The sequence below is a fragment of the Psychromonas sp. MME2 genome (assembly GCF_040566515.1).
Lineage (GTDB): Bacteria > Pseudomonadota > Gammaproteobacteria > Enterobacterales > Psychromonadaceae > Psychromonas.
This window is the reverse complement of record NZ_JBEWXI010000002.1, coordinates 608156-633479: the sequence shown is the minus strand read 5'-3', so window position 1 is coordinate 633479 and position 25324 is coordinate 608156. Positions and strand designations below refer to the sequence as shown.

General features: G+C 39.5%; 17 protein-coding genes and 3 pseudogenes. 5 read left to right on the top strand and 15 right to left on the bottom strand.

The features are described from left to right. Positions 1-193: 193 nt before the first annotated feature. The 11 genes and pseudogenes from AB1A03_RS03265 to aptA form a co-directional block, all read right to left on the bottom strand. Positions 194-1625 (bottom strand): annotated as a pseudogene (locus tag AB1A03_RS03265) (aminobutyraldehyde dehydrogenase). Between the two features lie 97 nt (positions 1626-1722). Further along, on the bottom strand, positions 1723-3078 hold the full coding sequence (locus AB1A03_RS03260) for a putrescine aminotransferase (protein ID WP_354623146.1): 1356 nt from the start codon (positions 3076-3078) through the stop codon (positions 1723-1725). 486 nt (positions 3079-3564) lie between these two features. Next, positions 3565-4385: pseudogene (locus AB1A03_RS03255) on the bottom strand (ABC transporter permease subunit). 2 nt (positions 4386-4387) lie between these two features. Then, a complete protein-coding gene (locus AB1A03_RS03250; RefSeq protein ID WP_354623145.1) occupies positions 4388-5281 on the bottom strand; it encodes an ABC transporter permease subunit in 894 nt (297 codons plus the stop codon). Continuing rightward, positions 5278-6417, bottom strand: coding sequence for an ABC transporter ATP-binding protein (locus AB1A03_RS03245; protein WP_354623470.1), 1140 nt, complete (start codon positions 6415-6417; stop codon positions 5278-5280). Before AB1A03_RS03245 ends, AB1A03_RS03250 begins: the two co-directional genes overlap by 4 nt. Before the next feature lie 110 nt (positions 6418-6527). Next, on the bottom strand, positions 6528-7628 hold the full coding sequence (locus AB1A03_RS03240) for a polyamine ABC transporter substrate-binding protein (RefSeq protein ID WP_354623144.1): 1101 nt from the start codon (positions 7626-7628) through the stop codon (positions 6528-6530). A 751-nt stretch (positions 7629-8379) separates the two neighbouring features. After that, positions 8380-9165, bottom strand: coding sequence for a LysR family transcriptional regulator (locus AB1A03_RS03235; RefSeq protein ID WP_354623143.1), 786 nt, complete (start codon positions 9163-9165; stop codon positions 8380-8382). A 53-nt stretch (positions 9166-9218) separates the two neighbouring features. Further along, positions 9219-10627, bottom strand: a pseudogene (locus AB1A03_RS03230) (NAD(P)/FAD-dependent oxidoreductase). Between the two features lie 19 nt (positions 10628-10646). After that, on the bottom strand, positions 10647-12128 hold the full coding sequence (locus AB1A03_RS03225) for an aldehyde dehydrogenase family protein (RefSeq protein WP_354623142.1): 1482 nt from the start codon (positions 12126-12128) through the stop codon (positions 10647-10649). Positions 12129-12566: 438 nt separating this feature from the next. Beyond that, on the bottom strand, positions 12567-14060 hold the full coding sequence (locus tag AB1A03_RS03220) for a CoA-acylating methylmalonate-semialdehyde dehydrogenase (protein ID WP_354623141.1): 1494 nt from the start codon (positions 14058-14060) through the stop codon (positions 12567-12569). A 116-nt stretch (positions 14061-14176) separates the two neighbouring features. Next, positions 14177-15514 carry an omega-aminotransferase AptA gene (aptA, locus tag AB1A03_RS03215; RefSeq protein WP_354623140.1) on the bottom strand — a complete coding sequence of 446 codons (1338 nt, stop codon included), beginning with the start codon at positions 15512-15514 and terminating at the stop codon, positions 14177-14179. A 377-nt stretch (positions 15515-15891) separates the two neighbouring features. On the opposite strand from aptA, the gene AB1A03_RS03210 reads away from it, so the two are divergent. Together AB1A03_RS03210 and AB1A03_RS03205 are read left to right on the top strand one after the other, a co-directional pair. Continuing rightward, positions 15892-16053 (top strand): helix-turn-helix domain-containing protein, encoded by a 162-nt coding sequence (locus tag AB1A03_RS03210; RefSeq protein WP_354623139.1) that lies wholly within the window; start codon positions 15892-15894, stop codon positions 16051-16053. A gap of 7 nt (positions 16054-16060) precedes the next feature. After that, the gene (locus AB1A03_RS03205; protein ID WP_354623138.1) at positions 16061-16792 is read left to right on the top strand and encodes a LysR substrate-binding domain-containing protein; all 732 of its coding nucleotides are present in this window, start codon (positions 16061-16063) and stop codon (positions 16790-16792) included. Between the two features lie 186 nt (positions 16793-16978). Here AB1A03_RS03205 and gabT read toward each other — a convergent pair whose 3' ends face one another. Together gabT and AB1A03_RS03195 are read right to left on the bottom strand one after the other, a co-directional pair. Next, positions 16979-18256, bottom strand: a complete 1278-nt coding sequence (gene gabT / locus AB1A03_RS03200) for a 4-aminobutyrate--2-oxoglutarate transaminase (protein WP_354623137.1) — start codon at positions 18254-18256, stop codon at positions 16979-16981. A 54-nt stretch (positions 18257-18310) separates the two neighbouring features. Continuing rightward, positions 18311-19783 carry an NAD-dependent succinate-semialdehyde dehydrogenase gene (locus tag AB1A03_RS03195; RefSeq protein WP_354623136.1) on the bottom strand — a complete coding sequence of 491 codons (1473 nt, stop codon included), beginning with the start codon at positions 19781-19783 and terminating at the stop codon, positions 18311-18313. A gap of 108 nt (positions 19784-19891) precedes the next feature. Here AB1A03_RS03195 and AB1A03_RS03190 point away from each other — a divergent pair, with 108 nt between their 5' ends. Beyond that, complete coding sequence (locus AB1A03_RS03190) at positions 19892-20812, top strand: LysR family transcriptional regulator (protein WP_354623135.1); 921 nt, start codon at positions 19892-19894, stop codon at positions 20810-20812. A gap of 48 nt (positions 20813-20860) precedes the next feature. Here AB1A03_RS03190 and AB1A03_RS03185 read toward each other — a convergent pair whose 3' ends face one another. Both AB1A03_RS03185 and AB1A03_RS03180 read right to left on the bottom strand, forming a co-directional pair. Next, positions 20861-21316 (bottom strand): protein YgfX, encoded by a 456-nt coding sequence (locus tag AB1A03_RS03185; protein WP_354623134.1) that lies wholly within the window; start codon positions 21314-21316, stop codon positions 20861-20863. Continuing rightward, positions 21288-21539, bottom strand: a complete 252-nt coding sequence (locus tag AB1A03_RS03180; RefSeq protein ID WP_354623132.1) for an FAD assembly factor SdhE — start codon at positions 21537-21539, stop codon at positions 21288-21290. Before AB1A03_RS03180 ends, AB1A03_RS03185 begins: the two co-directional genes overlap by 29 nt. A 143-nt stretch (positions 21540-21682) precedes the next feature. Between AB1A03_RS03180 and ygfZ the strand changes: the two genes are divergently transcribed. Then, positions 21683-22657, top strand: a complete 975-nt coding sequence (ygfZ, locus tag AB1A03_RS03175) for a tRNA-modifying protein YgfZ (RefSeq protein ID WP_354623131.1) — start codon at positions 21683-21685, stop codon at positions 22655-22657. 146 nt (positions 22658-22803) lie between these two features. Next, positions 22804-25290 (top strand): class I adenylate cyclase, encoded by a 2487-nt coding sequence (locus tag AB1A03_RS03170; RefSeq protein WP_354623130.1) that lies wholly within the window; start codon positions 22804-22806, stop codon positions 25288-25290. Positions 25291-25324 lie beyond the last annotated feature (34 nt).

The following is a 25324-nucleotide window of genomic DNA, read 5'->3' as shown; positions in this document are numbered from 1 at the left end:
AATTTTGCGCAGGAAAAATGGCTTAATTTGAGACGTAAGTTTCGTAAATGGTTGCTCGTTTTACGAAACTTACAACAAAAAAGTAAGTTATTTTAACCAGCAAAATAAATCAGCTATTTACTCCGATTGGTATAATTGCCGGCTATTACAATTAAATGCCACAAGATAGAGTAGATATTTATGCGGGTTGCTATTATAGTGCGACCATAACGTGTTTTGTGACTAAGTAATCAGAAATAGCCTCTGCAGAAAGATCTTTACCAAAACCAGACTGTTTAAAACCACCATGTGGGGTTTCCGAGGTTAATGGTAAATGATCATTTATCCACACAGTACCAAACGTAAGATCACGAGAAAAACGCATCGCTCTGCTTAAATTTTTAGTAAAAACAGATGAAGCCAAACCATATTTAACGTCATTTGCCATTTTAAGCGCTTCTTCATCATTAGCGAAAGATTGGATTGTTAATACAGGACCAAAGATCTCTTCTTGAACAACTTCCGAGTCTTGTTCAACATTAGCAATAAGTGTAGGTGGGTAATAATAACCTGATTTATCAAGCACCTTACCGCCAGTAAGTATCTTAGCGCCAGCTGCTCGAGCACGGTCAACAAACCCTGCCACCGTTTGTTGCTGTATTTTTGAAATCATCGAACCTATCACCGTTTCTTGATCAAAAGGATCGCCAACTTTAAGGGCCTCTGTTGCTTTGACTAATGTAGCAACAGCTTGATCGTAAACAGACTCATGAATCAATATTCGTGTTGCAGCAGTACAATCCTGCCCGGAATTTAAAAAGCCACCAAAAACAGCTTTTTCAGCCGCAAGATCAATATCTGCATCATCAAAAATAATTAATGGAGCCTTGCCACCAAGCTCTAAGTGGACTCGTTTTAAAGTATCAGCAGCAGATTTCATGATCGCTTTACCTGTGCGACTAGAGCCGGTAAGACTGACCATCTGTACGTCTGGATGCGCAGTTAACGCTTCCCCCGGTGTAGCACCACCACTTAAAATATTCAATACGCCATCAGGTAAACCCGCTTCTTTTGCAATCTCACCGAGTAATAGCGTAGTACGAGGTGTAATCGGAGCAGGCTTTATAATCGAAGTACAACCCGCAGCTAACGCTGGACCAATTTTCCATATCGCCATTAACAATGGGTAATTCCAAGGAGCAATACCAACCGTAACACCACGGTTCGTTACGTAAAATAGAGGTATATCCTTGTGCATATTCACCGCTCGCGGAGCCTTTAATATCACGTGCTGCGGCGGCAAAAAAACGCAAGTTATCAACGGCAAAAGGAATATCTCCACCCAAGCTAACAAAGTCAAAGGGCTTACCTGTATCTTCTGATTCTATGCGTGCGATTTCATCACTGCGCGCTTCAATGATATCTGCCATTTTAGATAAAACAGCAGACCGCTCTGCAGGTGTTTTTTTAGACCATCGACCATCATCAAAAGCGCTTTTTGCAGCAGCAACAGCTAAATCAACATCCTCTTTACCCGCATCTGGTACTGAATCAATAATTTCACCCGTTGCTGGATTTTCTACTGCTAATATTTCGCCATTAACGGCATCACAAGCCTTACCGTTGATCCATAATTTATATTTCATCATCTATTCCTCATAAAGACTCATCTTATTGCCAGTACCATTTCTATCTATTTCAATAACGCTAGATAATATCGTGCTATCTATTTTGCTCGGCATATCAAAGAGATTTGATAACGTCTTCCAATTCAACCAAGAATTTATCTATCAATGGATATGGTACATTTAATGCGGGTTCAATACGTACGACTCTTGAGTTATTCAGCGTTCCAGCAATTAAAATTCCACGCTTGAACAGACCTGAAACCACTTCAAAACCAACTTCATCGTTGGCAAAAACCATACCTAACAACAAACCTCTGCCTGTTACATCAGTTAATACTTCAGGATACAATTCTTGTATTTTTGCCAGTTTCTGCTTGATATATGTACCTTTTTCAGCAGCTTGACCGGCTAAATCTTCTTCAAGTAATACAGATATTTGGGCAAGCGCAGCAGCACAGGCAATCGGGTTACCACCTGTCGTTGTCGTATGCATAAATGGATTTGGCTCTAATACTTTCCATAGTTTTGCACTGGCGAAAAATCCTGACATGGCAATCACACCGCCACCAAGCGCTTTACCAAAGCACATGATATCTGGCGTCACATCCCAATGATCGACACCAAAAATTTTACCTGTACGCCCAAAACCAGTCTGTACTTCATCGGCAATAAGCAACACATCATATTTATCACAGATCTGACGTAATTTTGGCCAATAGTCATCAGGAGGAACAATTGCTCCAGCTTCACCCTGGATTGGCTCTGCAATAACCGCAGCAATCCCATCTCCTACCTCTTCTGCAGCTTTTAGCTGTGCTTCGACAGCATCTGCATCACCAAATGGAACATGTCTAACACCATCAAGAAGTCGCCCAAGGGGCTCTCTGTATACCGCTTTTCCTAAAAGAGACAATGCACCCAAAGACTTACCATGAAAAGCTTTCAAAGTAGAAATGAAGCCTTTTTTTCCGGTATACATTTTAGCGAGCTTCATCGCACCATCAACAGCTTCTGTACCTGAGTTAGCAAAAAAACCGTATTGAATATCTCCAGGTGTCAATTTGGCAATAACCTTAGCTAAATGAGCACGCAATGGATCTAGCATTTCTTGGCTATATTGAGGACTACGTTCAAGCTGAGCTTTAGCTGCTGCAACAATTTTAGGATGTTTAATACCTGGAGAGTAAAGACCATAACCGCCTAGCATATCGATAAATTCTCGACCGAGAACATCTTTTAGGATAGAGCCTTGTCCTGTCCAATCTGTTAATGCAATCCCCTCTGTTTCAGTCACAGACTTACGATATTCAAGAAATCCCTTATTGATATGATTCTCAAAATTTTCATAGGTACTTTGCGCTATCCAAATACGCTCTTCTTGATTAATATCCTGTTCATTTTTGGTGATTAGGCTCACCATCTTATTTGCTTCTAATGAAGCTTCATTGATATCTCTTTTCGAATGATCCATTTATTACCCCCTCAATTTTAAAGTCCTTTAACGTTATCTGTTTTATACTATGTTTTGAAATGGATTATAGTCATGAATACATGAGCTGAATTCATAAAAGGCTACAAAGATGAATTTAAATCAATTACCAAGACTAATAACACTAAATCGAATGCTATTAGGATTAAGTATTTGATCTAATGAAATAAAATAGAGTAGATAGAGGATAGGACACTGCATTTACATATTGTTGTGTGAGCCGAACGAGCGCTTCCGTGAAACGGAAGCAGTCAGAAATAGTCCCTTGCAAACAATCAATTGGTGTTGTAGACATATGGCGCGATATTACAACTAAATTAACCTATCTGCCGTTGCATAATAAAAGCAGAATTTACTAACTAAAAAACTCATATGCATCAGCAATTTTATAGGCTGTTTTCCGTTTACTTATTCAATAAAAAAGAGATCTATAGATCTCTTTTTTAAGCAAAGCATTATATCGATGAGTTAAACCATGTTCACTTGCATCCTATCGAGCTTCTCTTTGCGACGACTTAAATACCAGAATAATAAAGCAAGCAATGATACGATCATTATCATAATACCAGCTAAGGCATTTATTTTAGGTGAAACACCCATACGTACCGAGGAAAAAACCGTCATAGGTAATGTGGTGGAGCCTGGTCCCGAAACAAAGCTAGCGATAACTAAATCATCAAGAGAAAGACTAAAAGAAAGAAACCAGCCAGTAATTAATGAAGGAAGAATCATCGGTAAAGTAATAAAGATAAAGGTCACCAAAGGTGTCGCACCTAAATCTAAAGCAGCCTCTTCAATTGAGCGATCTAATTCCTGTAATCGTGCCGATACAACAACTGTTACATAGGCAGCACAAAACGTGGAATGCGCAATCCAAATAGTTATCACGCCTGTTCTGCGGGCCAGCCCAACAAATCAAACATAGCTACAAATAGCAACATAAGTGATAAACCCGTGACCACTTCAGGCATAACTAATGGGGCCGTTATCATATTAGATAGAGTTAACTTTGCAAATGATTGCTTAAAACGAGCCATAACAAATGCAGCTAATGTACCTAGAAAAACCGCAGTGAAGGCACTAAAAAAAGCAATTTGCAAACTGGTAAAAACGGCATCAAGGAGTTGCTGATCTTTTACTAACTCGCCATACCATTTAACAGAGAATCCCCCCCACACGGTGACTAACTTTGAGCCATTAAAAGAGTAAATGATCATTATTAACATCGGTAGATAAAGGAATGCCATGCCAAGCCATAGCATTGCATTAGAAAAGGATAACTTTTTCATATTCACTTCTCCATTTCACGTGCTTGATAACGATTAAATAAAATTATTGGTATCGCTAATATGGCTAGCATGACAATCGCTAAAGCAGATGCAACAGGCCAATCTCTATTGTTAAAGAACTCTTTCCATAACACCTTACCTATCATCAATGTATCTGGCCCCCCTAACAATTCAGGAATAACAAACTCGCCAACAACGGGAATAAATACCAACATTGAGCCAGCAATAACACCAGATTTTGAAAGCGGTAAGGTTATTTTCCAAAAGCTATTAATATTACGTGAACCTAAATCAGCAGCGGCTTCTAACAGACTCATATCAAGCTTAACTAACGTTGAATAAAGAGGCAAAACCATAAAAGGGAGATAGGTATAAATAATACCGACATACACAGCAAAATTAGTATTCAGCATCGCAATGGGTTCAGAAATGATGCCTAACCACATTAAGAAATTATTGATGATGCCATTGTTACTCAGCAACCCCATCCAGGCATAGACACGAATTAAAAAGGATGTCCATGACGGTAACATAACTAATAACAATAACACGCCTTGATTCGAAGCCGGCGCTCTAGCAATGGCATAGGCCATCGGATAACCGATTAAAATACAACCTAAAGTCGAAAAAAAGGCCATTTGTAAAGAATTTAAATAAGACTGGTAATACATTGCGTCATCGAGCAACAGCAGATAATTTCCCAAGTTCAATAAAATTTGAAAAGTTTCATCGACATAGGAATAGATCGGTTCGTAAGGCGGAATCGCAATGGCTGCACTAGAAAAACTAATTTTCAAGACTATGGTAAAAGGGATTGCAAAGAATAAGAGTAACCACATATAGGGAATGCCAATGGTCATATACTTCCCTTTGAGATAACCAGTAATATATTTCATGATGTTAATACCACACCCGCAGTGGGCTCCCAGCTTATATATAAACTATCATTCCATGTAGGCGGCTCAAATCGACGCTGACGATTGGTAAAAATACACTGCACTATTTGTCCACTTTCAATCTTAATGTAGTAAATAGATATTCCCCCTAAATAAGCAATATCATCGACAACACCTACTACCCAATTATATTTAGCGGTCGGTTTTTCTCGCCTAATAACCATTTTTTCTGGGCGAATGGCCAACCAAACACGCTTATCTTTAGCCCTCGTGGTTACCCCTTGCCCGATATAAAATGGCTGACTTATATTCTCAGCTTGAACAATCACATGGTCGACCTCATCGGCAACGATTTGTGACTCAAATAAATTTACTGTGCCTATAAACTCTGCTATATCTCGGCTCTTAGGGCTTTCATAAATATCTGTTGGCGATCCCGTTTGAATGATACGACCATTTTTCATAATCGCGATTCGATCCGACATAGTCATCGCTTCCTCTTGGTCATGCGTCACCATCACACAAGTTACCCCTACACGCTCAAGAATTTCTACGACCTCTAATTGCATTTGTGTACGAAGCTGCTTATCTAATGCCCCCATCGGCTCATCTAGTAGCAATAATTTGGGTTTTTTAGCTAAGGAACGAGCTAAAGCAACACGTTGTCGTTGCCCTCCAGAAAGCTGTCCTGGTTTACGTTTCGCATACGCTTGCATATGGACAAGCTTCAACATTTCATCGACAATTTCTTTACGCTCAGCTTTGCCGATGTTGTCCTGCTTTAAACCAAAATCAATATTCTGTTCTACGGTCATGTGTGGGAATAAAGCATAAGATTGAAACATCATATTAATAGGACGTTTGTATGGTTCAATATCGGTAATATCAACTCCATCAAGAAAAATGCGCCCCTCTGTCGGCTTTTCAAAACCAGCTAACATTCGTAACAACGTCGATTTACCAGAGCCAGAACCACCTAATAAGGCAAAAATTTCACCTTTGTTAATAGTTAATGACACATCATCTACGGCTCTGACATCATCAAATTTTTTGCTGACCTGTTTAATCTCTAACAATATTTCCGGAGTAACATTTTTAGTTTTCTCCACCTCGTGTACTCTCTGAGGTTTTTCCATTTCAATATTGGGGTACATATGCCTTCTCCTTTAGCAAACTTTTAGCCGGCATCTAAATCTTACGTTATGCAAATAAGAGGCAAATAACTATATTGCCTCTATTTTTTGACTTACTTACCCGAAACTATCTTAGTCCACTCGCGTGTTAATGCGCGTTGTGCTTTAAGAGGGCGAACATCTTGTATATAAAGGCTATTCAAAGTCTCTTGTGAAGGATAAATAGCAGGATTTTCAATGATCTCTTTATCAACTATTTTTTGCGATGCAGTATTGGCATTGGCATATGCAACATAGTTTGTTATTCCAGCGATAACCTCTGGACGTAATAAATAGTTAATAAAAGTCAGCGCATTTTCTTTGTTCGTTGCATCGGCAGGAATCGCTAACATATCAAACCACAAGTTAGCCCCTTCTTTGGGGATAGAATAGGTCACGTGAACGCCATTACCAGCCTCTTCTGCACGAGCGGCAGCTTGGAAAACATCACCCGAGAAACCATAAGCGACACAAATATCACCATTAGCTAAGTCAGTAATGTATCTAGACGAGTGAAAATAGGTAATATATGGGCGAATCTTAGCGAATAACTCACCTGCTTTTTTATAATCGGCAGGAGATTTACTTAACGGATTTAAGCCTAAGTAAAGAAGCGCTTGAGGGATCATTTCATCGGGGGTATCTAAGACAGCCAAACCGCATTGTGATAGTTTTTCTGCATATTTTGGATTAAAAATAAGATCTAATGAATCGACGGGCGCATCTTCACCTAGTACCGCTTTTACTTTATCAATGTTATAACCAATACCGTTGGTTCCCCATAAATAAGGGACAGCATGTTCATTACCAGGATCAGAAGCTTGTAATTGCTTCATTAATTGCGCATCCAAATTACCATAATTGGTTAATTTGCTGCGATCTAACTTCATAAAAACACCCGCTTGAATCTGCTTAGCTAAAAAGCTCTGCGAAGGAACAACGAGGTCATAGCCGGAACGACCGGATAAAAGCTTTGATTCTAATAGTTCATTACTATCAAATACATCATAAATAACACGAATACCGGTCTCTTTTTGGAAATTTGCTAAGGTATCTTCAGCGATATAATCAGACCAATTATACATGTGTAATACTTCTTCAGCAGAGCTTGTCGCACTCATTAAGAGCCCACTAGTCAATATAGCCATCGCTGCATTTTTTTTAATAAATTTCATGTTAACTCCTTGTCTAATAATATGTTACGTCAATGTAAAATATATAACTTGTTATAGAATTCAGTTTATTCAACTATAATTTAGGTCATATAATCACCATGCTAAATGTAATAGCGACTTAGTTTCTATGGACTAACTAATAGTCCTTTCAACCTCTTGTAATTAACTTACCGATTTTATCTTCTCTTTTGAAATTGATTATTATCATTACTCTATGAATTAAATTCATAACCTGGCAAAAAGAGAATGAATTCAGATAAAAACTAGCCCTATATTCTCAGATATCGGACTTCGTCAATCTCTCTTACTAAAACGTAATACTCTTGCTAACAGATAGCTTTCCAGCACTTACTCAGACCACTTTGGAGCAATATATTAAAAATAAAATAATAGAATTTAAGTAAATAAACTCATCAATTAATATGCATAGTGAACTGCATTATTTGTGGTTTAATGACAAGAAAAAAACTGAAAGAGGTGAACGACTGCAATTAAATATTTTCTTATCTAAAAGAAGAGTAAAGGCTTCTAACACTCTATTCGGTAATTTTTATAGCTGGTTAGGTTTGGATCTATTTTGAGTATAAGCAACTAGTTCAATCAGCATCACCATGTGGCATACACATTTTACTAAGCTCTTCTATATATGCTTCAAGTATTAAATTGGTTCGCGCACCTTTACGTGTTATCGCTGAAAACTTGGTAACAAAACGCCTTCGATAGGGATCAATAGGACGTAATAAATCTTTATCTACCCAACGTTCGCAAAATGTGTCGGTAAAAAACCGATGAAGCGTCCCGTTAAAATAAGAAAAGCAATCCCTTCTCTATCGGTTGATGTAGCTGCAATATTTAATTTTTTTTGTTGCTTAATAATGTCACTCGATTGAACATAGTTGGCTAACACGGCATCGTATTTAGCAATCTCTGCATCACAGATTATATTTAAATTTTGATGGAATAAAGGATGTTCTACACTGCAATAAAGTAATGATTTTTCATCATATAACGGTAGGTAAGATAATCCTGATAACGGGCGTAAATCAGGCACCACACCAATATGAAGTTGACCATCTAAAATAGCCAATTCAATATCATTAGGAGGCATCATACGAATGTTAAAAAATACGCCGGGCGCATGATGCTTGAGGGAACTAATAGCGCGGGTCACTCGCATCTGAGGGTTGGTTACCAAGTTATCAGTAATGCCAATATTAAGATCCCCAATTAGCTCGGTGTTAATCGCATTAATTTGAGACTTAAATGTCTCTAAGCTACCCAACAATTGTAAAGTAGCAGCATAAACCGATTTACCATGATCTGTGACAGAGAACCCAGAGCGTCCACGATTACATAGGCGCATATTTAAAAGAGACTCTAACTCAGTGATAGCTAAACTAATCGCAGAGGTTGTAATATTGAGTTGTACCTCTGCTGCGGAAAACCCACCTGATTCAATAACCACTTTAAATATACGTAAAAGACGAATATGCGAATCACCAAGTTGGCTGGGTAGAAAATGTTTTTTATTACCCATACGCCCTTCTATTCATGGTAGCAATATTTAGCATAACGCAATAATGTTCATCGCTAGCAGGCAAAACCAAGCCCCATTAAATCTAACATTTTTAACCATAAGCCACGCTTGCCACCATTTGCATCAGATTTTACTAACGCACGATGAGTAATTTTATAACCAATCCAGCGTAGCGGTTCAAATGGCCAAGGAATGACGAATTTTTTAACAAACCCCATTTTTAATACATCACTAGGATAATACCCTAATAACTCAAGTCCCACTCGAGCACCGAATCTGGCGGCCCCCACTCCTAACCCTGTATAACCTACCGCCCATGAAACCCGACCGTTATAGCCAACGTTTGGGGCGACGCATAAACGTGTTGTTGTTGCAATAATCCCACTCCAACGATGGGTAAACTTGATGCCCGATAGTTGAGGAAATGTTTCAAAAAACTCCTTAGACAACTGTTCAAAACGAGCGGGTATATCTGCGCAGCTCTGGTCAGTATTACTATTAAAATAATAACGAACAGCACCGCCACCGCCCCAAGTAATTCGGTTATCCTGAGTTAAACGGTAATAGTGAAACATATTAAAATTATCATAAAGAGCATGACGAAACTTATTCCAACCGATGGATGCCAACTGTTCATCTGTTAATGGCTCCGTCGCGAGTTGATAGTCCCAAACAGGAAGCACTTTACGCCTAATTTTAGCAACCGGAGAGTGGTAGCCATTTGTTGCAAAAAATATTTTATCACTGCAAATGGTGCCCCCGGGGCACTCACTTTGCATGCTTTTATCATGTAATTGTTTAAAATTTTCTAATGATGTTTGTTCGTAAATACGAACACCCAACTCAACAAGTACACGTTTTAACCCCCAACATAAACGAGCAGGATCTAGTACGCCATCATAGCCTTCTTTATACCATAGGCCTGCTAAATAGGTTGGAGAATGAACTTCCGCTTGCATCGCCTCTTTATCAAACCAAACAACATCGTTGCCTGCTGCTTTATTTTTTTCATAAACTTGACGTAAATATTCAACATACTTAGCATCGGTAGCAACTTCAGTTCACCAACCTTTTCATATCGCGCATCGATACCATAACGCTCTAGCGTGTTGAGAAACTCTTTTACATTTTGATGGCCTAGTTCAGCCAATTTTTCAGCTTCAACAGGAAAACGCTGAACCATATTTTCAGCACCATGTGCTAAATCTTCACTAATGAAACCACCATTCCGTCCAGAAGCGCCATCACCAATAAATGTTTTCTCAATTAAAATAATATCGCTATCAGGATTACGCTCTTTTAATTGTAATGCAGCCCAAAGGCCTGTAAAACCACCACCGACAATCAGTAACTCACAATGTTCATCTTTTTGTAACGCAGGCAGTGTAGCGGGAAGATCTTCGTGATCAAGCCAAAGTGGACAATGTTTTGAATCTTTCAATGCTTCTATATGTGCTTGCATAAATCCTCTTAATTTAAAGTTATTTGATATACCATGCCCAAGCTTGATCGCTAGCAAAGCTTGTGATCTGCTTTACTTCAAGGTAGTTATTGAGTCCCCATAGACCTAACTCTCGACCAATCCCGGACGATTTAACCCCACCCCAAGGCGCTTCGACAAAAGTAGGTTGCGAGCAATTAATCCACACAATGCCAGCCCTAAATGCCTTTGCAACACGCTCACAGCGCTGTTTATCTTTGGACATCACTGCAGCAGCAAGGCCAAATCGTGAGTTATTCGCCATCGCTAGCGCTTCACTTTCACTGGCAAAGGGTTTGACACAAACCACGGGGCCAAATATCTCTTCTCGCCATATCCAACTATCTTCTGACATATCTGTCAGCACTGTGGGTTGTAAGTAATAACCTTTGTCTAATCCATCTGGGCGACCACCGCCAGCGGCTATGGTTGCGCCTTCTTCGACCCCTTTAGCAATCGCCTGTAACACTTTTTGATACTGCTGTTGATTAACCAAAGGCCCGAGTAACACCCCCTCTTTATCACCGGCTCCGATGGTGATTTTTTGTGATTCCTCCACTAAGCGACTTAATAACTTCGGGTATATCGCTTGTGCGACTAATACGCGTGAGGTAGCAGAACAAACCTGACCTTGATTCCAGAAAATACCAAACATGATCCATTCAATCGCTTTTTCTATATCGCTATCTTCGAAAATAACAAATGGTGATTTTCCCCCCAACTCAAGACTAATATTCTTGATATCACGTGCAGCAGTGGCCATGATTTGAGAACCGGTAGGCACGGATCCTGTAAAGGCTAATTTATCAACACAGGGATGTTCAGCGAGTGCTTTTCCAGCTTCACTTCCTAACCCAGTGACGATATTTAACACTCCTGCAGGTAACTCTGCTTCATCAGCTATTTCAGCTAATGCTAATGCGGTTAACGGCGTAACCTCTGAGGGTTTTAAGACCATTGTGCATCCAGCTGCAAGCGCTGGTGCGACCTTCCAAGCAGCCATCAACATCGGGAAATTCCAAGGAATAATCGCCCCAACTACTCCCAGAGGTTGTTTAATGGCACTACAATTAAAACGCGAGTCTGGTAAGGCAATATCCTGCTCACTATTGTTATCTAACTCTTCAGCCAGCGAGGCATAATAGGAAAAAGTACTGGCGGTATCTTCGATATCCCACTGCGCTTCTGGATAAGGCTTACCATTATCGAGTACTTCAAGCGCACTCAATTCAGCACAACGACGAGTAATAATTTTTGCAATTCTACGCAGATAAACAGCGCGCTCGGCACCTGTTAATTGCGGCCAGGGGCCATTGTCAAATGCAAATCTTGCTGCTTGTACTGCAGTATCAATATCTTTTTTATTTCCGGCGTTGACCTCTTTAATCACCGCTTCTGTCGCAGGATTAATAACAGAAAAACGCTTTGTAGAAGCGGGAAGCTGCCATGCTCCATTTATATAGTGTCTATTATCCACATTCATATCCCTACCTTTTCATATCAATTACTTTAGTAATATCGCGATTCACTTTTTGATTGCATAGCCGCTCTGCTCACTTAATTGATATGTCAACTTCTGTTAGTCAACTTACCGATTTTGCTCTATTTTTTGAAATTGATTATTCTCATTATTCTATGAATTTTATTCATAACTGTAGAGTAAGATAACCAACAACAAACATAAACAGAGAGACTAGCGCACTATTACTCCATTTTTCTGTTTGACTTGGAACAAACCTATCTGTATCTATTGCGATTAATCAGAGTTAATTGCTAAGCCACGAAGATTGCTCCGATGCAAGTACATAGAAAGCCAAAACATAGCCACGAGATACCCAGCAGCAAAGAGCATTTGCTGCAATAAAGAGACTCTCAAGCATATCCCCCTCTTTGCCTATTTTATAGCAACGTCACCATAGGATTAGCTTGGGAATGCAAAACTCGCATTTTCTCGCACACCACTCGATGGCCAACGTTGCGTAACCGTCTTACGTTTGGTATAGAAACGCACGCCGTCCGGGCCATAAGCATGCAAATCACCAAATAGTGAACGCTTCCAGCCACCAAAGCTGTGATAAGCAACTGGGACAGGCAAAGGCACATTGATGCCAACCATACCCACTTGAATATTGTCAGAAAAGTAACGCGCAGCTTCACCATCGCGGGTGAAAATACAGGTGCCATTACCATATTCATGATCATCAATTAACTGCATCGCTTCTTGCATTGTCTGTACGCGTACCACCTGTAGAACAGGACCAAAAATTTCGGCTTGATAGCTATCCATCTCAGCATTGACCTCATCAATCAAAGTCGCCCCAACAAAATACCCTTCTTCATAACCAGGTACCACCATCGTACGCCCATCAACCACAATTTTGGCCCCTTGTTTTTCTGCGCTATCAATATAACCAATCACTTTTTGTTGGTGCTCTTTACTGATCAGAGGCCCAAAATTATTCGTTACTTTATCGCACGCCCCTACACTCAGACCTTGCATTGCGCTGCGCATTTTTTCGATTAATGTATCACCCGCTTGATCTCCCACGACAACGACTACCGACAATGCCATGCAGCGCTCCCCCGATGAACCAAATGCGGCACCCAATAATTGACTCACCGCATTGTCCATATCAGCATCCGGCATCACAATAGCGTGATTTTTAGCGCCACCTAAGGCCTGGCAGCGCTTTCCATTAGCGCTTGCTTTGCTATAAATCTGTTCTGCAATCGGTGTCGAACCAACAAAACTGACCGCTTTGATGCGCTCATCCGTTAATAGAACATCAACCGCCTCTTTGTCCCCATTAACCACATTCATAACGCCAGCGGGTAAGCCTGCTTCCTCTAAGAGTTGTGCAATAAAAAGCGTTGCACTTGGAGCTCGCTCTGATGGTTTCAAAATAAAGCAGTTACCACATACAATCGCGAGTGGAAACATCCACATCGGCACCATTGCGGGGAAATTAAACGGAGTAATTCCTGCCACCACCCCTAGCGCTTGAAACTCGCTCCAAGTATCAATGTTTGCTCCCACATTTTTACTGTGCTCACCTTTCAATAACTGAGGTGCAGCACATGCAAACTCAACATTTTCAATGCCGCGTTGTAATTCACCAGCTGCATCATGCGAAATTTTGCCATGTTCTCGACCAATCAACTGGCAAATTTTTTCAGCATTTTCTTCCAATAGCGCTTTAAAGCGAAACATGATTTGCGCACGTTTGTGAGCAGCTGTATTTCGCCATTCAGGAAATACTTGCTCAGCGGCAGCAATCGCTTGCTCAACGGTTTTTTTAGATGCCAATCCGACTTTACTAACAGCTTTTCCAAGTGCGGGATCAAATACATCTTGGCTACGCTGATTATCATTAACTATTTTCCCACCAATCAAGTGACCTACTACTTTACTCATATAACTCTCCAGCACACAGGTTTACCCTGTTTGTATTGATCTATAAATATTGTTGCTGCCGCTTTGCTATTTTATTGGTTCACGAAGCAAGCACCTATTTTCCTTACAAATACGTATTACCCTATTTCGTTAAATGTTTCTCCGAGCGCATTAATTAATGAATCAATCTCCTGCGGTTCACTGGTAAACGGCAAACCAAGTTGAATGGTTGCCCCTCCATAGCGCACATAAAACCCTTTTTCCCACATTTTCATCGCGATTTGGTAAGGTCGTAGTGCAGGCTCTCCAGGAAAAGACTCAATGGTAAAGGCCGCGGCAAATCCATAATTTCTAATATCACTGACGTACTTACACCCTTTTAAGCTGTGTACTGCATTTTCAAAATAGTGACTCAGCCCTTTAACACGCTCAATCAGCTTTTCTTTCTCTAGTACATCTAAAGCCGCTAATCCAGCAGCACACGCAACAGGGTGAGCTGAATAGGTATAACCATGTGGAAACTCAATCAAATAGTCAGGGCCACCTTGCTCCATAAAGGTATCGTAAATTTCTTGCTTAGCGATCACAGCTCCCATTGGGATAGCGCCATTGGTTATCTGTTTAGCAATACACATGATGTCAGGTACAACACTAAAAGCCTCTGCGCCTGTTTTAGCCCCCATTCGACCAAATGCACAGATCACCTCATCAAAAATGAGTAAGATATTATGTTGATCGCAAATTTCTCGAAGACGATTTAAATAACCGATAGGAGGAGGAATAACACCCGCAGAACCAGACATCGGCTCAACAATAAGCGCAGCGATATTAGACGCATCATGCAGAGCAATGAGCTGCAATAATTCATCAGCAAGATCTGCTCCTAGAGCAGGCTGACCTTTACAATAAATGTTCTCTGGCAACATCGTATGACGTAAATGAGCGGCATCCAACGCCGAGCCAAAGAGAGACTTATTTGCACCGATACCACCAACCGAAATACCGCCGAAATTAACTCCATGGTAACCAAGACCACGACCAATCAACTTGGTTTTACTCGCACAACCTTTTTTACGCCAATAAGCGCGAGCCATTTTAAGAGAAGTCTCTACGGACTCCGATCCAGAGCCAGTATAAAATACCCGATTTAACCCCTGTGGCATAAAATCGACGATTTTTTCCGCTAATTGAAAGGATTTTATATGCCCAAATTGAAAGGCAGGCGTATAATCTAAACTCTTTATCTGCTGGCTAACCGCTTCAACTATCGCAGGATGACCATGCCCAATGCCACTGCACCACAATCCAGATAATCCATCAAATATCTTACGCCCAGCAACATCCGTGTAATAATTACCTTGCGCTGCGCTAATGATACGAGGGTCTTTTTTAAATTGACGATTTCCTGTAAACGCCATCCAATGCGCGTCTAACTGTGCCTGAGTCAAGCCATGATAACCCTGCTGCTGATTCATAAATAATCCCTAATAATGGCACCCAATTAATATCTAAGCTCATTATGGCGCGTCATTTATATTCTTAAATGTAAAATTAATTAACCTTACTTAAGTAAATGCTAAAGTTTAGTGGGAGAGATTTTCTGTATAGATGAGCATCAACAATGGATGACCTCAATAGATAGAATAAAAACAGATAGAAAAACGCGCCAAACACCATGGCAACTCGCTTTTTGCAACACTGATTTAAGGTGCGCTGTTGGTGTCAACACAAGTGACTTATGGATTTACTCAGCCAACAATAACTGTTATTTAAATTATTGATTTTTAATTATGCTTTAAAGTATATTAACACCCAAAAGTATGAATAAAATTCATAACAATAGGGTGATGAAATGAACTTAGATTTAAATCAATTGCGTATACTGATTGCATTGGATGATGAACGAAATATCTCAAGAGCAGCAGAAAAACTTTATGTCAGCCAATCGGCTGCAAGCCATAATCTGGCTAAGTTACGGCAACGATTTAACGATCAACTCTTTCGTTCGTACTAGCCGAGGAATGGAGCCCACCCCATTCGCGAAAAATATGTTACCGGTTCTCAGACAGGGTGTTTCCAGTATAAAACGCGCATCTGAGATGCAGTCTTCCTTTAACCCCTTAACTGATCCCCATACTTTTTATATTGGTGCTTGTGATTATTTTGAATTCGTCGCCATGCCGGTACTTGCTGAAAAATTTATAGAGCAAGCACCTAATATAAGGCTTTCAATAGATATCAATTCTGAGAATGTAAAAATGGAACAGATGGAGGGTGGCGCGTTAGATTTTCATGTCGGAGTCGATAACCTGCCGCACGCATCCAAAAACTTTAGCAGTCAGGAGTGGCTGCGCGATCAATATGTTGCAGTTGTCGCCACCTGGCGCGATATTCCAGATAAATTAACCACTATACAATTTGCCAGTGAAAGCCAAATTCACTTGCCAATAACATTAAATGGCTCCGATGTCATTGATAATTGGCTACACGATCAAAAACTATACCGTAACATCCACATGGTCACACAAAGTTACGCAATTGGCGGTATGATCAGCGCTCGAACAGGATTATTATTTCCGGTACCAATAAGAGTTGCGCAGTTACTTATCTCTATGATCCCACTTAAAATCATAGAATTACCAGATGAAATTCCTCCACTAGTATTAAATATTATCACCCACAAACTATATGACCATCAGCCATCGATTGAGTGGTTACTTTCTGAGATTAACGCCATCAAAAAAATAATTTAAGATGCAGATATTACTATTTACAGACCCAATCAAAGGCAATGTTATGTCCATGTTACTTCAAGATGCTTTGCACCTTGACGTAACATGGGTATAAATGCACTATTCAAAAATATAAAATAGAGCAACCGAGCAAAACATAATAGGTTTCTCTGTTTATTTTCTATCAAAGGTAATTAAAGTGTTCTATTAACATAGCGATTTAAATAATTGTGTAAATTGCTCTACTCCTTCCTCAATAATTTCATTGCTTGCGGTCAAAGCAGGCAAAAAGCGGATCACATTACCGTAAAACCCGCAGGCTAATAGCACCAAGCCATACTCAGCTGCATTAGCGATAATTGCTTGTGTTAATGTACTATTTGGTTGTTCGATATCACCATCAGTTATTAACTCAATCGCAATCATTGCTCCTTTATTTCTGACATCTGAAATAAGTTGTGGATGTTGATTTTTTAAAATGGTTAATTTTTCATTAAAAATTGCACCAATTTCATTTGCTCTTTGAATTAAATTTTCATCTTTAATCACTTCTAACACAGCTAAAGCAGCTGCACAGGCAACGGGAGAGCCACCATAAGTGCCTCCTAATCCGCCTGGTAACGGTGCATCCATAATTTTACTTTTTCCTACAACTGCGGAAATTGGAAAGCCACCTGCAATCCCTTTTGCCATCGTCATTAAATCAGGTTCAACATTAGAATACTCCATATTGAACATTTTACCTGTACGACCAAAACCAGTTTGAATTTCATCTGCGATTAAAACAATACCATGCTCATCACAAAGATTGCGTAAAGCCACTAAGAACTCTGTAGGGGCAAAATAAAAACCGCCCTCCCCCTGTACAGGTTCAACGATAATAGCGGCAACATCCGTAGGAGAAATATCGACTTTAAATAAGTTGTTGATCGCTTTCAATGAATCATTAACAGAGATACCATGAGACTCGATTGGAAAAGGTGCATGATAGATATCAGCAGGGAATGGGCCGAACAAATACTTATAGGGAGTCATTTTTCCAGTTAATGCCATGGTTAAATTAGTACGGCCATGAAAACCACCGTTAAATGCAATGACACCTCGACGGCCAGTATGAGCTCGTGCTATTTTCACACAATTCTCTACCGCTTCCGCACCACTTGTTAGAAAAATAGCTTTCTTTTCTGATTCTCCAGGGGCAATTTCAACCAACTTTTCAGCCAATTGGACAGCGACCTCATATGGATTTACGGTCATGCAGGTATGGCTAAATTTATCAATTTGTGCCTTTACCGATTCAATCACTTTAGGATGGCTATGCCCCGTATTACAGACCGCAATACCGGTAGCAAAGTCAATGTAACGATTACCTTCAACATCCCAAATTTCAGCGTTTTTAGCTCGTTCAACATACACGGGATAAACATTACCTTGACCACGTGCAATTACCTCTCCTTTTCTTTTCTGTAATTCTGCATTGTTCATTTTATTCACCTAATCTTATTATTTTAATTGTCAAAATTTTTCTATAAATAACGTTTATTTATCTAAACCACCCAGACATAAATATTTAATTTCTAAGTAATCGTCTAAGCCATATTTTGACCCTTCGCGACCATTCCCAGATTGCTTTACACCTCCAAAGGGAGCGGCAGCATTGGAGATGGCTGCTTCATTAATTCCAACCATGCCAAACTCAAGAGCTTCAGCAACACGCCAAATTAAACCAATATCGCGCGCATAAAAGTAAGCAGCTAACCCATACTCAGTGTCGTTGGCCATTGCGATCACTTCATCTTCATCTTCAAAAGCAATAATGGGAGAAACGGGGCCAAAAATTTCATTACTGGCAATGGGCATATCATTGGTGACATTAGTTAAAATAGTGGGTTGATAGAAGTTATCCCCATATTTATGTTTTTTACCACCTAAAACCAAATTTGCTCCCGCTGAGATAGACTCCTCCACTAGCTTATGAACATTAATAACGGCATCACTAGAGATCATAGGGCCGATATTTATCCCTTCAACTAAACCATCACCTACAGTTAACGCAGATACTGCAGCTACAAATTTTGCAGTGAATTCTTCAACCACTTTGCTTTGTACAAAAATACGATTCGTACAAACACAAGTTTGACCCGCATTACGATATTTAGACATTACTGCGCCTTGTACTGCGGCTTCAACATCTGCATCGTTAAAGACAATAAAGGGTGCATTACCACCTAGCTCCATCGATACCTTTTTTACTGACGATGCGCATTGCCTAATTAATGACTTACCTACAGCCGTTGACCCGGTAAAAGTGAATTTATTGACATATGGGTGTTGTGTTAATACTTCACCCATCCCTCTTGCATCGTCTCCAACAACGACGTTAAAAACACCTCCTGGAATGCCCGCACGTTCGGCTAGTTCAGCCATCGCTAATGCAGAAAGTGGTGTTTGTGTTGCTGGACGAACCACAAAAGTACAACCCGCCGCCAATGCTGCGGCCGCTTTACGAGAAATCATTGCATTCGGAAAGTTCCACGGAGTGATAGCAGCAACAACACCAATGGGCTGTTTTATAACAATAATACGTTTATCGTGAGCAGGACCAGGAATAGTATCACCATAAACTCGTTTGCCTTCCTCAGCAAACCATTCAATGAATGCAGCGCCATAGGCTATTTCACCTTTTGCTTCCGCAAATGGTTTACCTTGTTCTAGCGTTAAAATCCGTCCTAAATCTTCTTGATGTTGCATCATTAAATCAAACCAATTTTTCATTAATTTAGCACGTTCATTTGCTGATTTAGTTGACCACATTTTGTAAGCGTCATTAGCTGATTTTATGGCTAATTCAGTTTCCACAACCCCTGCATTAGCCACTCTCGCAATCACTTTCCCATTAGCGGGATTAGTCACCTCTATTTGAGACTCACTACTGTGCCAACTGCCGTTAATATAAGAAAAATTTTTAATTAATTGTTTATCTTGTAAACCTAAGTCTTGATGATTCAGCATAAGTAACTTCTCCGATTTAATAGTTACCTATTGAATACTAAATTTAAAACAGGTTAAATATAAAACTATCAACCTTAAGGTTTAAGTAAATAAAACATTAGAGGCATTATGCATCTCCATTCTATTATTCCTAAGCCAGTGACTGAGTACGATTTACGCTTATTACGCATTTTTATGTCTGTTGTAGAACACGGGGGCTTTTCTGCCGCTGAAAAAACGCTTGGTATTACACGTTCAACCATCAGTGTGCATATGTCTAATCTTGAAACGCGCATGAAACTTAAACTTTGTATGCGTGGACGTGGTGGTTTTTCATTGACTCAAGAAGGACAACTAGTCTATCGAGCAGTTATCAACTTATTTGATTCCTTGAATGATTTTTCATTAATAGTTGGTACATTAGGCAAGGAGTTAAGTGGTGAAATTGTGATTTTATGCGCAGATCAACTGGACAAAAATAAACAACATAAATTGGCTCGTACAATTGAAATCGTACATGAGAAAGCCCCTAATCTCCATATTACTTTAGATGGAGACTCTATTTCTAATATTGAAAAATTATTACTCAAAGATAAAGCTCATATAGGCATATTTCCTGACTATCAAAAAGTTGATGGGTTGAGTTATACCCCACTGACAAGCGAACCGATTTACCTTTGTTGTGGTAAAAAACATCCTTTTTTTAATAAAGTAGACACGCACATTACGTCAGAAGATTTAGCGACCGCTTCCAGTATTCACCCAGGTATAGACATTGAAGCAAATGGACGCGAGCAGTTAAAAAAACTGAATCTTAATGCTAAGGCTTATCAATTTGATATGCGTAAGACGATGATAATTTCTGGTCAATATTTAGGCTACATGCCACAAAGTTATATCCAACAAGAATTGAACGCGGGGGAAATTAGAATAATTCAACCTAGCACTCGGACTTATCAATTCGATTTATCTTTAGTAAATAAAAAGATGCCAATAGAACCCAATAAAGTTAGCTTGTTACAAAACGCTTTTAATATTGCATTTAACTAACAGATTTATCCTTGCTCTTTTTGTCTAAAGAACGCTTAACATGAGCCTTTATCGCCCGAAGTGAAGTAAGCGGGCGAGTTGGCGATACTCCTTTGTGCTAACCGCATCCCTATAAATAACAACACGTCGCGCCTTTTTCTTCAGCGCTGCACACTGTCCACCAGCCATTGGCTCTTTACTTTGTAAATGCAAGGATAAAAAAAAGCTGTTATAAAAAGAACTCGCAGTGACCTTAGCACGCATAACTTCCCCACTGGCCAATAACAATTCAACATCACCCGCATCGCTGAATTTAAGCTGATAACATTGTTCGTAGCTTTTTTTTCCTCCATAAACGGCGATAGCAACTAGCAAAACGAAAAAGGGGGAGGAAGCGAACCAATTGAAATCAAATAGAGTCAAGAACGATATAATTAACACACAATATGCACCAGTGGTAACAAGTGCGGCATAAATTGAACGTTCAACGATGATGCTATATTTTATCGCGTTGTAATATGGCATTAATCATCTTAGATAATTCTAGGTCGGGACAGATTTTGTGCCCCATAAACCAAGCAAATAGCTCAGGATCCTCACATGAAAGTAAGCGCTGTAGAGTCAGTTTATCGTTATCAGATAAGCAATCAAAAGTGTCAGTGACAAATGGCATAAATAACACATCTAGCTCCAACATCCCACGCCGACACGCCCATAATAAGCGCGATTTATTAACCACTTCTGTCATCTTTTTTACTTCCCCATTAAAATAACCACATCCACATCATAACAACAATAATTTATTAACAGCAACTACTGACAAAAGAGCTTGTGAACTATACCATTGTAATAGAATATAACTGCATAGAAACTGTATGAAAGAGGCCCTAAATGCTAACACTTAGTCAACTGAACAATATTAGCCAACTACCCGATTTAGTTTTATGCCCACTTGAACATTGGGATTTAATCCGAGTATCAGGTGAAGACCGCGTGACCTTTCTACAAGGGCAACTGACTTGCGATATAGCTAACCTAAAACCGGGACAACAAACACTCGCTGCTCAATGTAATCCACAGGGAAAAGTGTGGAGTATTCTTCGGATCCTTGTATTAGAAGATCGCATTTTGCTTACCCAACCAAGCTCAGTGACAGCCACACAACTACCAGAACTGCAAAAATATGGCACATTTTCTAAAGTTGAAATAAGCAAAGAAACTGAATATCAAGCAATCGGTCTGGCTGGACGAAAATCTGCAGAATATATTGCCAAACAATTAGGTGTTGCGGCAACACACGATGAAAGCCGACTCACAGAAAATGGCATTTTAGTTAAACAGCCCTATCCATCGCTACGTTACCTCGCTATTTTAAAAAATCAACAGGCCGAAGAGCTAATTAGCGATCTTAAGGAACAAGCCGCGGTTTTTGATGATAGTTTATGGAATGCCATGAATATTGCATCTGGTGTTGCTTTCATAGAAGAAAAAACATCAGGCTTGTTTATTCCGCAGATGCTTAATCTACAAGCGCTTAACGGCATAAGCTTTAGTAAAGGTTGCTACATTGGGCAAGAGACGATCGCTCGAGCAAAATATCGTGGAATCAACAAACGCGCCCTATTTATCCTCACTGGTCGTGCTAGCAAAGCACCTGAAGTCGGAGATAATGTCCAAGTATTAGTCAATAACAATTGGAAGCGTATCGGCACCATTATATCTGGATGTCAATATGGAGATGGGCATATCGAAGTACTTGCGGTTTTGCCAAACGATTATAACGACGATGATATATATCAAGTTCAAGAAATTGAAGGCTCAACTTTATATTGCGCCCCCCTTCCCTACCAATTAGCTGAAGAGTAAAATATTTGCATTACTTATAACAACCAACGTGGGGGGATATGACGAATATAAATAAATTTGTGCATGTTTCCCCATCTCACTAACAGTGCTACAATCAATGCTCTTTTTCCGTTTGTTATATTTATCTGTATGCAAAAGGTTCCCTATTGAATCACGAAATTAAAAGATTATGTCAAAAAGCCGATCAATTTAATCGCTTACGGATACAATCAGCACAAGTATTAATGAATGAAGAAGAGATCAATGTTTTTCAAACTTTCCCACTATTATTTCATTTTAATCATCCGACATTACCCGGTTATATTGATGGAGATGTTCCAACTGGAATACACTTATATGAAATAACAGATAAACATAGGGATATTTTAGCGAATTTCCTAGAAGTAGAATTACCCGTTAAAACTTCTAATATTAACGACCTCATTGGTTTATATGCGATGGGTAGTACGTCATCTGTCGGACAAAGCTCTGAAAGTGACTTCGATATTTGGATTTGCTATCCACATCAGCTTGAACCTGAACGAATAAAATTATTAAATGAAAAAGCATGGAATATCACCCACTGGGCAAATAACTTTAATGTTGAGTTAAACTTTTTTTTAATACCTGATAATAAATTTCGCGTCGATAATGATGCCAATATGACCTACGATGCATGTGGTTCATCGCAGCATATGTTGCTGCTTGATGAGTTCTACCGTACCGCATTACATATAGCAGGAAAAAGAATACTGTGGCGACAAATTCCCTTTGAACACGAGCAAAATTACGATCAGTATGTAAAAAGCTTATATGAAAGTGGCGAGTTAAATCCACAAGACTGGTTAGACTTAGGCGGATTCCATCGCATTCCCGCAGAAGAGTATTTTGGTGCCACACTTTGGCAATTATATAAAGGCATCGATAATCCTTATAAAGCCGTACTAAAAACAATTTTGATGGAAGCATATTCTTGGGAGTATCCGAATACTGAACTGATTGCGATGTCTTACAAAAAAACCTTCCAAGAACAAACTTATTACGATGAAAACCTAGATCCCTATTGCTTAATGCTCAATAAAGTTACTTCCTATTTAATGAGTATTAATGACAGCAAGCGGCTTGAAGTCGTAAGAGCCTGTTTTTACCTCAAAACGGAAGAAAACTTATCCAAGAAAGAGATACACGATAACAATGCTTGGCGACGCTCAATTGTTAGCAAATTTGTTAAGCAATGGGGCTGGAATGATCAAGAGATAGCCTATTTGGACAATCGTAAAAACTGGAAGGTCTCAGAGGTTAGTAAAGCAAAAGATGTCTTATTAGAAACACTGATGGGGAGTTACCGGAAATTACTAAGCTTTGCGAGAGACAACAATATATCAGAATCGATTAGCGCAGAAGACCTGGGTATTTTATCGCGCAAACTCTACGCAGCTCATGAAACATTACCAGGGAAAGTGGATCTAATTAATCCCAATATTTCACCCGACCTTTTTGAACCAGATCTTAGTTTTATTCAAGTTCCAGAAAACAGAACAAATCCGGCGGGTTGGTACCTATACAATTGCCCTATTGAAAATAATGCGTTAATGCAAACGCCCAAATTAATGCACGCCAAATATATATCGAAATTAATCTCTTGGTGCCATATGAATGGCTTATATGATGAAGAAACCAGATTACATCTATATAATCAAGGCTCCGATCTTGTAGAGCAAAAACTGAATCAGTTTATTCAGGATCTGCATTCTATTTTCCCTATTTATGTTCCCAAAGCAAGTAATCAAGCCCTCAGCCGACCTTGTGAAATAAAACACCTTACTATCTTTTTAAATGTCGAAAAAGATCCAACTCGGCACTGGCAAGATACCCAAGAGAGCGTACTGAATCAAATTGACGATGTATTTTCATGTGGAGAACATAAAGAGTGCTTGATCGGCAGCATTGATCTTATTTATCGCAACTCTTGGAATGAAGTGCGTAGCCTGCACTTTGACAATGAATTCGCTGTCGTAGATGCTCTGACGACTATTTTAGGTAAGATGCATCAAGAGGCTCGCCCCCCTGAGCAAATCGATATTTTTTGTTATAGTCGTTATTTTACTCAACAAATTAGCCAAGCATTTTATAAAAAACTCAATGAATATATACAATTACGTTTAGACTCAATAGCACAACGTTCAGTACAAACATTATGGACCCGCGGACGAAAATTTGCATTTTACTTCGAGCGCACAGGGGTCACGCTACAACACCTAGAAAGCACCGTGGATATTTATAGCCACATATCCAATAAAAAATTATCCACCAGCGCCATTAACCTAAAAAACACCCACTTTACTGAGACTGCTGAAATTATCGAATCTCATATTAGTGATGGGCTTATCCAATTTTTCTTCGAAAATTATCATGGTGGATTCAATGTCTATATTGCCAATGCAGATAATGAGATAGAGACCTTCCATCATTTTTCTGGCAGCAAAGATGATTTAGTGCAAAATGTAAATCGCTTCTATGCATCCAATAATCCTAGTAATGATTTAGATGAACAGATTAACTTCAATTTGCCGCAATTTTATGACATTGGCGCACTTGAAGATGGCAAATTATTTTTATCTCCCTATAAAAGCAATGGCAAAAATAGCTTCTAAGACTTCCACTTACAACTCACCCTGGGCGCCGCAG